This is a genomic window from Bacillus sp. NP247, assembly GCF_018966865.1.
Taxonomy (GTDB): Bacteria; Bacillota; Bacilli; order Bacillales; family Bacillaceae_G; genus Bacillus_A.
Genome location: NZ_CP076653.1, coordinates 4,047,383 through 4,062,596, shown reverse-complemented (window position 1 = coordinate 4,062,596; position 15,214 = coordinate 4,047,383). Strand labels below are relative to the sequence as shown.

Genomic DNA, 15,214 nt, shown 5'->3' with positions numbered 1-15,214 from the left:
TATTTTCGTATAATGATACTCATAGTATAATAAACATAATAACAAAGGACTGTTCGTATATATAAAATGAGGCGCTAATCAAACCGGCTCACAAGAACCGTCATGCTTTTAGGAGAGGAGTATATTATGCTACAAAATCTGTTTCCAAAACTGCGATTTGCACTAGTTGCAGTCGTTTTATTATGGATAAAAACATATATTGTGTACAAGCTAGCATTTGATATTAGAATTGATAACTTCTTTGAAGAATTTATGCTTTTTATTAACCCACTAGCTTCGTTACTTTTATTTTTTGGTTTCGCTTTACTTGCATCTAAGTACCGAAACCGAATTATTATTGTAATTAGTTTTATACTGTCATTTATTTTATTTGGAAATGCAATGTTTTACGGGTTCTATAACGATTTTGTTACTTTCCCTGTTTTATTCCAAACAAATAATATGGCTGACTTAGGGACAAGTATAAAAGAACTCTTTACGTATAAAACATTACTTTTATTTGCAGACGCAATTATTTTAATGTTTATTTCGCATAAATTCCCATCATTTGGTGATAAAACACCACTTTCTCGCTCTGAGAAGCGAACTTTCTTTAGCGGTGTAACAGCATTATTAGCACTACAAATTGTTGTTTCAGTCATATATAAACCACAAATGTTCTCACGCTCATTTGATCGTCAAACTGTCGTGAAAAATTTAGGGTTATACACATATCATCTATTTGATATTACACTTCAATCTAAGTCTTCAGCTGAACGTGTATTTGCAAGTGGAGACGGGTTCTCTGAAATTAAAAACTATACAGACTCAAAAGATAAACAAGTTGATAAAAACTTATTTGGAGCTGCAAAGGGTAAAAATGTAATTTTAATTTCAATGGAATCTACACAAAGTTTTGTTATTAATAAAAAAATAAATGGAAAAGAGATTACTCCATTTTTAAATCAGTTTATAAAAGATAGTTTTTACTTCGATAACTTCTATCATCAAACGGGACAAGGTAAAACTTCCGATGCTGAATTTATCGTTGAAAACTCACTTTATCCGTTAGACCGTGGTTCTGTATTCTTTACTCATGCAACAAATGAATATACTGCCACACCAGAACAGTTAAAGAAATACGGATATTCTTCCGCTGTCTTCCATTCAAACGATAAAACATTTTGGAATCGTGATGTAATGTATCCTGCACTTGGATATGATCGTTATTTTAATTTAAATGATTACGTAGGCACTGAACAAATGTCTGTCGGTTGGGGATTAAAAGATAAAGAGTTCTTTGAACAATCTATTCCAAAATTAAAATCTTTACCGCAACCGTTCTATACGAAATTTATTACTTTAACAAACCATTTTCCATTTCTTCTAAATCCAGAAGATCAATATGTTGATGAGTTTAATTCGGAAAGCGGTGTTCTAAACCGCTATTTCCCAACGGTTCGCTACACAGATGAAGCTCTCAAATTATTCATTAACCAATTAAAAGAAGAAGGACTATACGACAATTCCGTTATTGTCATTTATGGGGATCACTACGGCATTTCCGAAAACCATAATGCAGCTATGGCTCAGTTCCTTGGGAAAGACGCTATTACACCATTTGATTCTATGCAATTACAGCGCGTGCCCCTCATTATTCATGTACCTGGTCAAGAAGGAAAAGTTGTCTCTAAAGTATCAGGGCAAATTGATATTAAACCAACACTGCTTCATTTACTTGGTATTAAAACGAATCAATCAGTTGAATTTGGAACTGACTTATTTATAAAAGAAAAAGATCCACTTATGGTAATGCGTGATGGTAGTTTTGTAACAGAGGATTATGTGTATACAAAAAATATGTGCTACAAAAAAAACTCAGGTGAAGAGGCAGATGTAGCACTATGTCAGCCGTATATTGAAAAAGCAAAAACAGATTTAAAACTCTCTGACAAACTGATTTATGGAGATTTATTACGATTCGATCCTAACAATCGATTTAAAACTGGAACGATGACAACGAAATTTGAATAATGTAGGAAGCAACTTTGTGAAAAGTTGCTTCTTTTTTACTTACACTTCAAATCTTTCACAAATTGGGAATTTTTTTCGTATGCGGAAGAAATTTATGGTATGATAAAATAAGTAAACTTTCGTACACTAATTAAGAATTTATAACAGAAAGCAAGGGATCAGATTTTGTATAGAGCAGCTATTCCAAACTTATTTACGCTCGGAAATTTATATAGCGGATTCTTGTCAATCGGCTATGCATCTTTAGGATATTATAAATCAGCTGCTATTTTAGTACTTATCGGGATGATGTTAGATAGTCTTGATGGTCGTGTTGCTCGTTTATTACGCGTTGATTCACAAATGGGAAAAGAGCTTGATTCACTCGCAGATGTTGTAACATTTGGCGCAGCACCTGCTGTTTTAATGTATTACACATCTTTTTCCAATTACGGAATCATTGGACTATACATAGCGGGATTATTCCCACTGTTCGGAGCATATCGCTTAGCACGATTTAATGTAACACCATCTTCTACTTCTATGAAATATTTCACTGGAGTTCCGATTACTGCAGCAGGAGGGCTTGTCGCTTTCCTAACATTATTTTCACATACCATTCCAAAAATCGTTCTTATTACAGTATTTGTAACGTTCGCATTTTTAATGGTGAGCCGAATTCGCATCCCAAGTTTAAAAGATGTACCAATTCCACGATATAGCATAATTATTACACTATTTTTAGTTGGAAGTATTATCACAATGTACCAAACAGGTTTTGGTAATTTTTCTGTTTTCTTATTCATTGCCATTCCACTATATATTTTGTATATGCTATCTCAATTCCTTAGACAAAGACCTTCTAAAAAAGCAAATAAAGAAAAATAAAAGAAACCTTCCGAAATTGGAAGGTTTCTTTTTATCTCGCTATTTACGCGTAGCCCGGTTGGCGAGGGCTACTAATCAGTAGAGGATGCCCCTCCACTGATTAAAGTTTCACTTTATTTTGCAACTAATACTTTTTGATTTACAGGTGTTACAGGTTCTTCACCATTTAATACAGCTAGAATATTTCTAACTGCCATTTCAGCCATTGCATCACGCGTTTCGAATGTTGCATTTCCTACGTGAGGAGCAAGTACTACATTTTTTAATCCTTTTAGCTCTTCTGTAATTTTCGGTTCAAATTCAAATACGTCAAGAGCTGCACCTTCAATTTCATTCGTTTTTAGTGCATGAGCAAGTGCTGATTCATTCATAATTGGTCCACGTGAAGCATTTATAATATATGCTGTTTTCTTCATCATTTTAAACTGTTCTTCATCAATCATATGATGTAATTTCGGATTATAAGCACAGTTAATTGTAATAAAATCCGCTGTTTGTAATAATTCTTCCAACGTTACGTATGTTGCTTCCAGTTCACTTTCAGCTTCAGGCTTTCGATTTGGTCCTGTATATAAAACATTCATTCCAAATGCTTTCGCACGCTTTGCAACTGCCTTCCCAATTTCTCCAAGGCCAATAATTCCGATTGTCTTACCGTGTACTTCGCGGCCCAAGAAGAATAATGGTGCCCATCCGTTAAATCCAGTTGTACGACATAACGTATCACCTTCAGGAATTCTACGTGCAGCTGCTAAAAGAAGTGCAAATGTTAATTCTGCTGTCGCTTCAGTTGATACTTTCGGTGTATTCGTTACCGCAATTCCTTTTCCTCCTGCATAAGTGAAATCAATATTATCGTAACCAGCACCGTAGTTTGCAATAACCTTTAAATGAGGTGCCGCATCAATAACTTCTTTCGTCACCTTTGTAGAAAGTAAGTTTAACAATGCATCTTTATCTTTTACACGCTCTGTTAATTCATCTAAAGAAATCAATTCTTCTTTATCATACATTTCTACATCATGATCCTTTAATAGTTCTAATCCGATTGCTGGAATTTTTCCTGCTACTAATATTTTCGCCACTACTAACACCTCTTCTATACAAAATAAGATATCTCTTATATTTCATTGTAAGAAATCCACATATAAAAACCAAGGAATTTGATTATAGTTTTGAAAATCGACACTTTTCCATTAAAAAAGAGGAGATGCAAGTCTCCCCTCTTTTTACGCTTTTTCTTGCGATTCTTTTCCAAGCTTCACATCAATTGTTCCCTCTGCAACCGTATCGCTAATTTGCTCCTCGATAACTGAATTAGCTGTATTATTCGTTTCAGAAGTATAAGCCTGATCTGCCACTTGTACCTTTTGTTTATTTTGTTGTTTCACCATTTTCCATCCTCCTTTTCATTCTTTCTTATTTTGAACAAAAAGGGTGGTTTTCATCAAAAAATCGTGGTTTATTTTGAAATTGTTACTTCTTCTTCAAGTAATCTCATCGTTCTTACTCGTTTCGTAAATGTAGCTATGTGTGAAATATCATGATTGCGTAATGTCTTTATATTTTCTTCCACATATTTTCCTAAATCATTCGGATAATGAGCATCTGAGGATAGAGTAATCGGAACTCCATACTTAGCTAATACTTGTAAATAAAGCGGACTTGGACACATTTCGCGCACAGGATAGCGATAGTACAATCCCGCATTTATTTCTGTTGCGGTATTTGTTTCCACTAACGCGCGCGCAATTTCCTTATAATAAGAAAGCTGTTCATTCTCATCTAACCGATAATTAAATACTTTTATGTTATCAAGATGAGCTATTATATCAAAGAGCTCAGAACGAACGGCACTTTCAACTGTAGCGAAAAACGTGTGATATAAAGTATGTAACTCATGCTTACCAAAATACTCTTTCGTATCTGGATTATCAAATCCCCATCCCTCTATAAAATGGACCGAACCGATTACATAATCAAAGTCTCCTAATGCTAGTAAACCTTGTAACTCTTGTTCACCGCCGATAAAATAATCCGCTTCAATTCCAAGTTTGAGCGTTACCCCTCGTTTACTCCATCGCTCTTTTGCCTCTTCAATCGCCTTTGTAAAATCATAAAGAGACGTTACTCTTACTTGATCTAACCATTCTTTTTGCAAGCGACCAAGCTTAGAATCACTAATATTTACATACTTTTCATAATATCCTTTCGCTTCATGAAAACGGTATAAATGATCGACAATACCAACTTCTTTTATACCTTTTCGCAAAGCCTCTTCTAAATATAAATCAATCCATTTTACCGTAAATGGACCTTCCTTCACACGTTTTTTCAAGCGTTCTTGTGTTTTCATAAGCCATTCCATTGAATGTTTACCTTCTTTAAGCGGTTCAAAATATTGTAGTGCATCATTTATTTTAGCAAGCCAGCCTATTGAGTATGGACCTTCCTCTAAATGAAGGTGATAGTCTACTTTCATCCATATTTCCCCCTTATAATGTATCTATTTCGCTTCGGTCTCCTACTCTCGAAAGCTTTCCATTTCTTTCTTTCACTTCTTGCATAACATCTTCTAATGAAATGTTTTTTTCAGCTAATAGAACAAAACAGTGATAAAACACATCAACCATTTCTTTTACTAGTTCTTCTTTATCATTATTTTTAGACGCGATAATTACTTCGGTGCACTCCTCACCAATTTTCTTTAAAATTTTATCTTCACCTTTTGAAAATAAATAATTTGTATATGATTCAGGAAGCGGGTGTTGCTTTCGCTCTTTGACTGTTTCAAATAACGACTTAAGTACGCTGTCCATATTTAATCCCCCTATATAATTTTATAGTGAAAACACGTTTTTTCTCCCGTATGGCAAGCAGGCCCTACTTGCTTTACAACAACAACAATTGAATCTTGATCACAATCTAAATATAGGGATTGAACATATTGGACATTTCCCGACGTTCCTCCTTTATTCCATAACGATTGTCTCGAACGGGAATAAAACCATGTTCTTTTCGTTTCCAGCGTCTTTTCATACGCTTCTTCATTCATATAAGCTAGCATTAAAACTTCTTTCGTATCTTCCTCGACAACAACAGCTGGTATCAATCCTTTTGAAAAGTTAGGTTTCATAACCTCACCTCAACGTTTGCTTCTCTTAATTTCCTCTTCACATCCTGTACAGTCGCTTCACCATAATGAAAGATTGATGCTGCTAATGCTGCATCAACTGTTGTCTTTTTAAATACTTCTATAATGTGATCCGCATGACCACATCCACCTGATGCGATTACTGGGACAGATACGCTGCTTGAAATTGCTTCTGTTAAACGAAGATCATATCCGTTTTTCGTTCCATCTGCATCCATACTCGTCAACAAAATTTCTCCTACCCCTAGCTGGACAACGCGCTTCGCCCATTCGATTGCATCCATTCCCGTATCGACTCTTCCGCCATTTACGTATACATTCCATTTATCTTCTGCCACTTTTCTAGCATCAATTGCTACGACAATACATTGTGAGCCAAAATGTTCTGCACCTTCCTGGATTAACTTCGGACTTCTCACTGCCGCTGAGTTTATTGAAACTTTATCTGCTCCAGCTCTTAGTAAATTGTACATATCTTGAACATTTGAAATCCCCCCTCCAACTGTAAGAGGAATAAATACTTTTGAAGCCGTTTTTTCTACAACATCTATAATCGTTTTTCGCCCTTCATGTGTTGCAGTAATATCTAAAAATACAATTTCATCTGCTCCCGCATCATTGTATAAAGCAGCTATTTCAACAGGATCACCGACGTCTTGTAATCCTATAAAATTTACTCCCTTTACTACCCGCCCTTCTTTTACATCTAGACATGGTATAATTCGTTTCGCTAACATAGCTTTGTAACCTGTAACACTTCTTCTAAATCAATCGTTTTCTCGTAAAGAGCCTTACCAATTATGACTCCGTATATATTCATATCATTTAATCTTTTCACATCTTGAATAGATGCCACTCCTCCAGAAGCAATCACACGAATGCCCACGCTTTTTTGCAGTAGCTCTAATTGTTCAAAGTTCGGACCTGCAAGCGTCCCATCTTTTGAGATATCTGTAAACACAATCGTTTGAACACCTAAACTTTCCATTTGCTTTGTTAAATCAATGTAAGAAATTTCAGATATATCTAACCAGCCCCTCGTTGCTACGAAACCATTTTTCGCGTCAATTCCAACAATGATTTTCTCTTTATATAGACGAACTGCTTCTTCTAAAAATGATTTATCGTAAAGAGCAGCCGTTCCTAATATCACTTTTTCTACACCTACTGACAACAACTTCTCCACTGCCGCGAGTGACCGAACTCCTCCTCCAACTTGCACCGGAATACGTACCGCCTTGCATATTTTTTCAATGACAGATAAATTTACTGACTCCCCAGCAATTGCTCCATCTAAATCAACGATATGCAATCTTTCCGCTCCAAGTTTTTCAAATATGATTGCTTGTGCGACTGGATCTTCATTCATGACCGTTTCTTTACTAAACTCTCCTTGATAAAGCCTTACGCATCGCCCTTCTTTTAAATCGATAGCTGGGAAGATTTCCATGCTTCTACAACCCCTTTGAAATTTTTTAACATTTGCATTCCAATTTCACCACTTTTTTCAGGATGAAACTGTGCGCCAAATATATTTCCTTTTGCTACAAAACCAGGTACTTGCACTCCATACTCACTTGCCCCATACACAATTTCATTTGGACAATCTGCATAATAAGAGTGGACATAATATACGAAAGAACCGTCCTCTACTCCATTCCAAAGCGATATTTCTCCATCTTTCTTTAACTCATTCCACCCCATATGTGGAATTTTATAAGGAACTTTTAACTTTCTAATGACACCTGGCAATAAATTTAATCCGTTACAGTCTTGTAGTTCCTCACTTTTTTCAAATAAAAGCTGCATTCCTAAGCAAATACCCAGAAGCGGTTTTCCTGAACTCCCAACTTCTTTTAGCACACATACTAAATCTTTTTCTTCTAAAATGTCCATCGCCTTCGGAAATGCGCCTACTCCCGGTAAAATAACGCCATCACTTCTCAATATTTCTTCTTTGTCATCCGTTACGATGTACTCTGCTCCAATATATTTTAATGCTTGTTCCACACTGCGAATATTCCCCATTCCATAATCTATAATAGTAATCAATTACAACATCCCTTTCGTTGAATTTACACCAGTAATGTTGGCATTTTTATCGACTGCCTCTCTAAGCGCTCGACCAAATGCTTTAAATAGAGCTTCAATTTTGTGATGTGTATTGCTTCCGTATAAAATGCGAGCATGTAATGTAATATTTGCAGCATGAGCAACTGCTCTAAAAAATTCTTCCGTTAATTCTGTGTCAAAATCTCCAAGCTTTGGATTTGCTAATTCACCTTGAAACACAATATATGAGCGCCCGCTTATATCAATTGCGACAAATCCTAAAGACTCATCCATTGGTACATATGCCGATCCATACCTATTAATACCCTCTTTATTTTGCAACGCTTCCTTCAAACAATTTCCGAGTACAATTCCAACATCTTCAACCGTATGATGCGCATCAACGAAAACATCACCTTCAGCTTCAACTTGCAAACCGAATCTTCCATGCCTAGCAAATAAAGTTAGCATATGATCAAAAAAACCAACTCCCGTTTGCACAGAAACATTCGTACTTTCATCGAGCTGCAAACTTAATTTAATCTTTGTTTCAGTCGTCTCACGTGCTTGACTAGATTGGCGCATTATTCTTCCTCCTTAAACCTAATTTGGATCGCTCTTGCGTGTGCATGTAAACCTTCTTTATTTGCAAGTTCTACAATATGATGCTGTACACTTCTTAACGCTTCTTCCGTATAAGAAACGAAGCTTGATTTTTTCACAAAATCATCGACGGATAACGGAGAGAAAAACCTTGCCGTTCCACTTGTCGGTAATACGTGATTCGGCCCCGCCAAATAATCTCCGAGCGGTTCAGGTGCATATGGACCAAGAAAAATTGATCCAGCATGCTTTACATAAGCTAGAGCATTCATTGGCTCTTTTATGTGTAACTCTAAATGCTCTGGAGCGATTTCATTTGATAAATGAAACGCCTCTTCTAAAGAAGGAACAATAAAAATTGCTCCATTTCTTTTTATTGACTCACGAGCTATTTCACTTCTTGGTAACGTCTCTAGCTGTCTTTCTATTTCTCTTTCTACTTCTTTAGCAAGCTGTACATTCGTTGTAATACAAATAGCAGTCGCTCTCACGTCATGCTCTGCTTGTGATAATAAATCCGCAGCAATATATTCGGCATTTCCTGTTTCATCTGCGATAACTACAATTTCTGATGGTCCAGCAATCATATCGATATTTACTATCCCATATACTTCTCGCTTCGCTAGAGCAACATACAAATTTCCAGGTCCCACTATTTTATCTACTTTAGGAATCGATTCCGTTCCATATGCTAGAGCAGCAATTGCTTGAGCACCACCGGCCATATAAATTTCATCTACACCTGCAAGACTTGCAGCAGCTAAAATATGCGGATCAATTCCTCCTTGCCTCGGCGGTGTTACCATTACAATTTTTTTCACTCCTGCGAGTTTTGCTGGCAATACATTCATTAGTACTGATGAAGGATACGAAGCAGTACCGCCTGGCACATATACACCTACATTTTCTAACGGCCGAATGAGCTGTCCTCTAATTACCCCTTCACTCACGCAATCAAACATAGATTGTCTTTTTTGCTTTTCGTGATACGAGACAATGTTTTTCTTTGCCTCTTCTAACGCTTCTAAAAAAGCTTGTTCTACAAAGCTACTTGCTTGTTTTATTTCTTCTGCACTTACACGAAATTTTTTTATCTCTACACCATCAAACTTTTTTGTATAGAACGATACAGCTTCATCTTTACTCTCCCTTACGTTTTGAACAATTTTGCTTACACTTCTTTGAACAGTTTCTTCTATTATATTAGCGCTTTCTCGTAGCAATTTTATTTTCGATAAAGCCTCTTGGAAATCTTCAAAAACTATCTCCATTTAAAGTCCCCCTATTTCCCTGACAAAATTTCTTGTTCCATCATATTTATAATACCGAATATTTCGTCTTTTTTAGTTTTCAATGCAGCCTTATTCACAATCATTCGAGCTGATATAGAGCACATTTCCTCAAATACAATTAACCCGTTTTCTTGTAATGTTTTTCCTGTTTCAACAATATCGACAATTGCATCTGCCAAACCTAGAAGTGGAGCAATCTCTACAGATCCTTCTATTTTAATAATTTCTACATCCTCCCCTTTATCATGAAAATATGTAGAAGTAATATGCGGATATTTCGTAGCAATTCGTTTTTTCCGATAACTCTTCGGATTATACGTAGGAATAGAAGCGACACAAAATTTACACACGCCTACTCCTAAATCCAACATCTCATATATATCTTTCTCAAATTCCATTAATATATCTTTTCCAACGACTCCAATATCAGCTACGCCATGTTCTACATAAGTAGCAACGTCTACCGCCTTCACTAAAATAAATGAAATGTTTGTGTTGTTACTTTTAAACACAAGTTTTCTTCCTTTATCTTTGAGCTCTGAACAATCAATTCCAATTTTTTCAAACAGTGGAATAACATGCTTTTCTAATCTTCCTTTCGTTAACGCAATTTGAATGTTACGCATGAAGCCTCCCCTTCTTTCTGGATAATCCATTTCTCTCTCCATACATATTCCACTAGTGACTCACTCTTCGCCTCAACGACTGTCATTATTTTATTCTTATTTGCAAATTGAAAAGTATCATTTAAATTAGAGAATAAAGATAACTGGGCATTCTTCCCGTCCTTTTGAAGTAAATTTCGTAACCTTTCTCCTTCTGCTAATCTATTTAACTCATAATGAATCATGATATCTATCCTCTTTCGTTTATATGGTTCTTGCTGCTCTTGAAGTGCCTTAACTATTTGATTTACTTGCACCGCGAGCCCAACAGCTGGCATCATCTCTCCAAAATTTCCAGTTAACTCATCATATCTTCCGCCACTAACAATCTCTTCTCCAATTTCATATATATACCCTTTGAAAATAACACCCGTATAATAATCCAAATGTTGAACCATACCTAAATCAATTGATATGTAAGAGCCATATCCTAACTGTTCAATTGTTTCATATATTTCTTTCACTCTTGCAATGGCCATTTTCATTTCATTACTTGAGGCGAGTTTTTCTGCTTCCTCAATAACATCTAAACTCCCGAATAACCTTGGTAGTTTCTCAAGTAACCTTACTGTTTCATCACACCGATTTAATTTTTTTTCTTCGATAAAATTTGAGAGACCGGCATAATTTTTACTCTCAATATATGTTCTAAGTAACCTCTCTTCTTCATCACGAATGGAAAGTTTTTTTACAATACATTTATATAATTGCACTTGCCCAATCTCAATTGTAAAAGATTGTACCTTCAATTTTTGAAGTGCTTGAATTACGCTTATGACACACTCAATTTCCGCTCTTACATTATCAATCCCGATAATTTCAATACCACTTTGTACCATTTCATTATATTTTCCAGAAAGAGACTCATTCGCCCGAAATACATTTCCACTATATGTAACCTTAAGAGGAGTATCCCATCTCTGCGTTCCAATTACTCTTGCTAAAGGAATTGTCATATCTGGGCGTAAAACGATAATCCGCCCTTTTTCATCAAAAAATTTATACATCTTTTCTTCATCTATCGGCCTATTTTGAAATGCAAAAACATCGTAAAATTCAATTGTAGGTGTCCTTATTTCTTCATAACCTCTCTCTAAAAAGGTCCGTCTTAATTTTTGTTCCACTTCTTCAATTAACGTACATTCTTCGAATAAGTAATCCCTCGTTCCATTCGGATTTGCACGCTTCCACTTTGTCATCTCATTTCACACACCTTTCCCTCTCTAATGTATGCTTATTCCATTCACCTAAATCAAAAATAAAAAGAGCCTTGTAGAAAAATACCTACAAGGCTCTTTAGTAGAGTGTAGGTACAACGGGAATAACCCTTGTACCTACACGTTTTCACGTTAGGTTCAAGGGTTTCATGTATGATGATGTAGTTGTGTAAGCATTTTAATAAATTGTACTGTATTCATAATACTTACTCCCTTTCTCCTCTGATTTTTTACATAGTATATAACAGTTAATTCTGAATGTAAATATATTTTTAATATTCCGTTTTTTCTTAATATAAGGCTATCTCTCTTTCATACTTTCCAATTTCTCGTTCGTATTGCATCGTAACACTAATTTCATCTAAACCATTTAATAATTTCTCTTTCCACATTTTCTCGATTGTAAAATGGAACCTGTGCGTATTCGTTGTAATTACTTCATTCTCTAAATCAACTTCTATTTGACCTCTCGCATACGTTTTGGCAAGTTGTTCACGCATCTCTTTATCCATTACAATCGGTAACATACCATTTTTCATACAATTCATATAAAAAATATCTGCAAATCCACCAGCGATAATGACGCGGAAACCATAGTCAGCAAGCGCCCAAGGAGCATGTTCTCTTGAAGAACCACACCCAAAATTATCTCCGGTAATTAATATACTCGCACCTTTTCTTTCTGGTGCATTAAGCGGAAAATTAGGACTTTCATGACGATCATTATCATATCGCCACTCATCAAATAAATATTTTCCAAATCCCGTCCTTTCAATTCTCTTTAAATATTGCTTCGGAATAATTTGATCTGTATCAATGTTATCATTCATAAGTACTACGGCAGTACCTTTATGAATACGAAATGGCTCCATCATAACTCTCCTCTCTAATATCAACAAAATGACCATATAGCGCAGCCGCTGCTGCCATAGCTGGGCTTACTAAGTGTGTTCTTGCCCCTTTTCCTTGTCTTCCTTCAAAATTACGATTTGAAGTAGATGCACAATGTTCTCCTTCAGGCACTTGATCCGGATTCATTCCGAGACACATCGAACATCCAGGCTCTCTCCATTCAAACCCCGCTTCTTCAAATATACGATGCAATCCTTTTTGCATCGCTGCTTCTCTTATCCTTTTAGAACCTGGCACAACAAGGGCTCGCACACCGTCTTTCACTTTTTTCCCTTTTACAACAGATGCTGCAATTTCTAAATCAGATAATCGAGAATTTGTACAAGACCCAATGAAGACATGCTGAACTGGAATTTCAAAAGTACTTTGTCCAGGACTCAATCCCATATACGAATATGCTCTTTCATCATTTTCATCATGTTTTTCTGGTAATTTTTCATCAATTCGAACACCCATACTAGGATTTGTTCCCCAAGTGACATACGGTGCTAAATCCGTAACATTTACCGAAATATGTAAATCATAAATTGCATCTGAATCTGTATAAAGCTCCGACCATTTTCCCGTAAACGTTTCATAGTCTTTCGGTGCATATTCACGCCCTTTTACATAAGAAAATGTTTTCTCATCTGGTGCAATGATGCCAGCTTTCGCTCCCCCTTCAATTGCCATATTGCAAAGTGTCATTCTCTCTTCCATACCCATATCACGAATCGTCTCTCCGTAGAATTCCATTACATGCCCCGTTCCAACCGCTACACCGTACTTTGAGAGAAGATGCAAAATAATATCCTTTGCATAAACGCCTTTCGGTAACTTTCCTTTTAATTCAATCCCCATCGCTTTCGGTTTTCGTTGCCACAACGTTTGAGTTGCTAATACATGTTCTACTTCACTCGTACCAATACCAAACGCTAAAGCACCGAAAGCACCGTGGGTTGCTGTATGACTATCACCACAAACAATCGTTTTCCCTGGTTGTGTGAGTCCAAGTTCTGGTCCTATAACGTGAACGATTCCTTGCTCTTCATCACCAATATCAGCTAATGACACCTGAAATTGTTTACAGTTCTCACGAAGTGTATCCAATTGCTGCTTCGCAATACGATCGGTAATATTCCAAACATCTATCGTTGGAATATTATGATCCATCGTTGCAAACGTTAATTCCGGTCTCCGTACAGTTCGATTTGCAAGCCGCAAGCCTTCAAAGGCTTGCGGTGACGTTACTTCATGAACGAGATGAAGATCGATATATAATAAATCCAATCCATTTTCATTCGTTGCAACTACATGTCTTTCCCAAAGCTTATCTAGTAATCTTTTACCCATTATCGTCCTCTCCCTACTAGCGCTTGCTCTTCCATTTCTTGAATAACCGCTTTTGTAAATGAAGTTGTCGTCGCATCTCCCCCAATATCAGCTGTACCTTTTCCAGATTTAAGAACTGCAGAAATTGCGGATTCAATTGCATACCCTTCTCTCGTTAATCCAAATGATTGTCTGAGCATCATCGCAACTGAACGCATCATCGCAATTGGATTCGCTTTATTTTTCCCTGCAATATCTGGTGCTGATCCGTGAATAGGCTCATATAAAGACGGCCCGTTTTCCGCATGGCTCGCTGATGGAAGCATTCCTAATGACCCTGCTAATACAGAAGCCTCGTCACTTAAAATGTCACCGAATAAATTTTCGGTTACAATTACATCAAAACGTTCTGGATTCCGAATTAACTCCATAGCAGCTGCATCTACTAAAATGTGCTCTAATTCAACATCAGGATAACGAAGAGCTACTTCTTCCGTAACAGCTCTCCACAATTTACTAGATTCTAAAACATTCGCTTTATCAATAGAGGTTACTTGTTTCTCTCTCTTACTCGCTAATTGAAAAGCATACGACACGATACGTTCAATTTCATGACGATGGTACGTAAGTGTATCAGTTGCCGATTCTTCCGTTCTTTCTTTTGGATAAGAGAAATAAATACCGCCTGTTAGTTCACGAACGACAACGAAGTCAATTTCATCTACGTTTTTTAATGGCGATAAATGTGCAGTTGCGCTTTCTACTGTTACAGGGCGAACGTTCGCAAATACACCAAGTCCTTTTCTTAAAGCTAATAATCCTTTCTCTGGCCTTTCTTTCGCATCATCCCACCGTGGTCCACCAACCGCTCCAAGTAAAACCGCATCACTCGCTAAACAAGCGGCAAGTGTTCGCTGTGGTAATGGTTGCCCAGTTAAATCGATAGCAGCTCCGCCAAAGTACTCATCTTGCAAATAAAAATGATGTCCATATAGCCTCTCTACCATATGCAATACTTCCTTCGCGCTTTCCATAACTTCCGGACCAACACCATCACCCGCTAAACAAACGATACGTTTTTCCAAATAAAACACTCCTTTTTATCTGAAATTTCAGAAATATATTTTG

General features: G+C 36.5%; 17 protein-coding genes. 2 read left to right on the top strand and 15 right to left on the bottom strand.

Going from position 1 to position 15,214, the window contains the following annotated elements; genetic code table 11:
• Nucleotides 1-126: 126 nt before the first annotated feature.
• Both KPL75_RS21205 and pssA read left to right on the top strand, forming a co-directional pair.
• Nucleotides 127-2,013: an LTA synthase family protein gene (locus KPL75_RS21205; protein ID WP_219917639.1), complete on the top strand. Its 1,887-nt coding sequence runs from the start codon at nucleotides 127-129 to the stop codon at nucleotides 2,011-2,013.
• A 165-nt stretch (nucleotides 2,014-2,178) separates the two neighbouring features.
• Nucleotides 2,179-2,880, top strand: a complete 702-nt coding sequence (pssA, locus tag KPL75_RS21200; protein WP_193645822.1) for a CDP-diacylglycerol--serine O-phosphatidyltransferase — start codon at nucleotides 2,179-2,181, stop codon at nucleotides 2,878-2,880.
• Nucleotides 2,881-2,993: 113 nt separating this feature from the next.
• Here the strand turns inward: pssA and KPL75_RS21195 are convergent, their stop codons facing one another.
• The 15 genes from KPL75_RS21195 to leuB form a co-directional block, all read right to left on the bottom strand.
• Nucleotides 2,994-3,965 (bottom strand): NAD(P)-dependent oxidoreductase, encoded by a 972-nt coding sequence (locus KPL75_RS21195; RefSeq protein ID WP_258236979.1) that lies wholly within the window; start codon nucleotides 3,963-3,965, stop codon nucleotides 2,994-2,996.
• Nucleotides 3,966-4,109: 144 nt separating this feature from the next.
• Complete coding sequence (locus tag KPL75_RS21190) at nucleotides 4,110-4,274, bottom strand: YozQ family protein (protein WP_219917637.1); 165 nt, start codon at nucleotides 4,272-4,274, stop codon at nucleotides 4,110-4,112.
• A gap of 68 nt (nucleotides 4,275-4,342) precedes the next feature.
• Nucleotides 4,343-5,362 (bottom strand): histidinol phosphate phosphatase domain-containing protein, encoded by a 1,020-nt coding sequence (locus tag KPL75_RS21185; protein WP_219917636.1) that lies wholly within the window; start codon nucleotides 5,360-5,362, stop codon nucleotides 4,343-4,345.
• 13 nt (nucleotides 5,363-5,375) lie between these two features.
• Nucleotides 5,376-5,699, bottom strand: coding sequence for a phosphoribosyl-ATP diphosphatase (hisE, locus tag KPL75_RS21180; RefSeq protein WP_219917635.1), 324 nt, complete (start codon nucleotides 5,697-5,699; stop codon nucleotides 5,376-5,378).
• Nucleotides 5,700-5,710: 11 nt separating this feature from the next.
• Nucleotides 5,711-6,016, bottom strand: coding sequence for a phosphoribosyl-AMP cyclohydrolase (gene hisI, locus KPL75_RS21175; protein WP_002149506.1), 306 nt, complete (start codon nucleotides 6,014-6,016; stop codon nucleotides 5,711-5,713).
• Nucleotides 6,013-6,771: an imidazole glycerol phosphate synthase subunit HisF gene (gene hisF / locus KPL75_RS21170; protein WP_219917634.1), complete on the bottom strand. Its 759-nt coding sequence runs from the start codon at nucleotides 6,769-6,771 to the stop codon at nucleotides 6,013-6,015. Before hisF ends, hisI begins: the two co-directional genes overlap by 4 nt.
• On the bottom strand, nucleotides 6,765-7,484 hold the full coding sequence (gene hisA / locus KPL75_RS21165; RefSeq protein ID WP_219917633.1) for a 1-(5-phosphoribosyl)-5-[(5-phosphoribosylamino)methylideneamino]imidazole-4-carboxamide isomerase: 720 nt from the start codon (nucleotides 7,482-7,484) through the stop codon (nucleotides 6,765-6,767). The genes hisF and hisA overlap by 7 nt, the downstream gene beginning before the upstream one ends.
• Nucleotides 7,457-8,086, bottom strand: coding sequence for an imidazole glycerol phosphate synthase subunit HisH (gene hisH, locus KPL75_RS21160; protein WP_219917632.1), 630 nt, complete (start codon nucleotides 8,084-8,086; stop codon nucleotides 7,457-7,459). Before hisH ends, hisA begins: the two co-directional genes overlap by 28 nt.
• Nucleotides 8,087-8,671, bottom strand: coding sequence for an imidazoleglycerol-phosphate dehydratase HisB (hisB, locus tag KPL75_RS21155; RefSeq protein ID WP_219917631.1), 585 nt, complete (start codon nucleotides 8,669-8,671; stop codon nucleotides 8,087-8,089).
• Nucleotides 8,671-9,960, bottom strand: a complete 1,290-nt coding sequence (gene hisD / locus KPL75_RS21150) for a histidinol dehydrogenase (protein ID WP_219917630.1) — start codon at nucleotides 9,958-9,960, stop codon at nucleotides 8,671-8,673. Before hisD ends, hisB begins: the two co-directional genes overlap by 1 nt.
• Nucleotides 9,961-9,971: 11 nt before the next feature.
• Nucleotides 9,972-10,607: an ATP phosphoribosyltransferase gene (gene hisG, locus KPL75_RS21145; protein WP_219917629.1), complete on the bottom strand. Its 636-nt coding sequence runs from the start codon at nucleotides 10,605-10,607 to the stop codon at nucleotides 9,972-9,974.
• Complete coding sequence (locus tag KPL75_RS21140; RefSeq protein ID WP_219917628.1) at nucleotides 10,583-11,845, bottom strand: ATP phosphoribosyltransferase regulatory subunit; 1,263 nt, start codon at nucleotides 11,843-11,845, stop codon at nucleotides 10,583-10,585. The genes hisG and KPL75_RS21140 overlap by 25 nt, the downstream gene beginning before the upstream one ends.
• A 308-nt stretch (nucleotides 11,846-12,153) precedes the next feature.
• Nucleotides 12,154-12,735, bottom strand: a complete 582-nt coding sequence (gene leuD / locus KPL75_RS21135) for a 3-isopropylmalate dehydratase small subunit (RefSeq protein WP_219917627.1) — start codon at nucleotides 12,733-12,735, stop codon at nucleotides 12,154-12,156.
• Nucleotides 12,713-14,107 carry a 3-isopropylmalate dehydratase large subunit gene (leuC, locus tag KPL75_RS21130; protein WP_219917626.1) on the bottom strand — a complete coding sequence of 465 codons (1,395 nt, stop codon included), beginning with the start codon at nucleotides 14,105-14,107 and terminating at the stop codon, nucleotides 12,713-12,715. Before leuC ends, leuD begins: the two co-directional genes overlap by 23 nt.
• Nucleotides 14,107-15,171 (bottom strand): 3-isopropylmalate dehydrogenase, encoded by a 1,065-nt coding sequence (leuB, locus tag KPL75_RS21125; protein WP_219917625.1) that lies wholly within the window; start codon nucleotides 15,169-15,171, stop codon nucleotides 14,107-14,109. The genes leuC and leuB overlap by 1 nt, the downstream gene beginning before the upstream one ends.
• Nucleotides 15,172-15,214 lie beyond the last annotated feature (43 nt).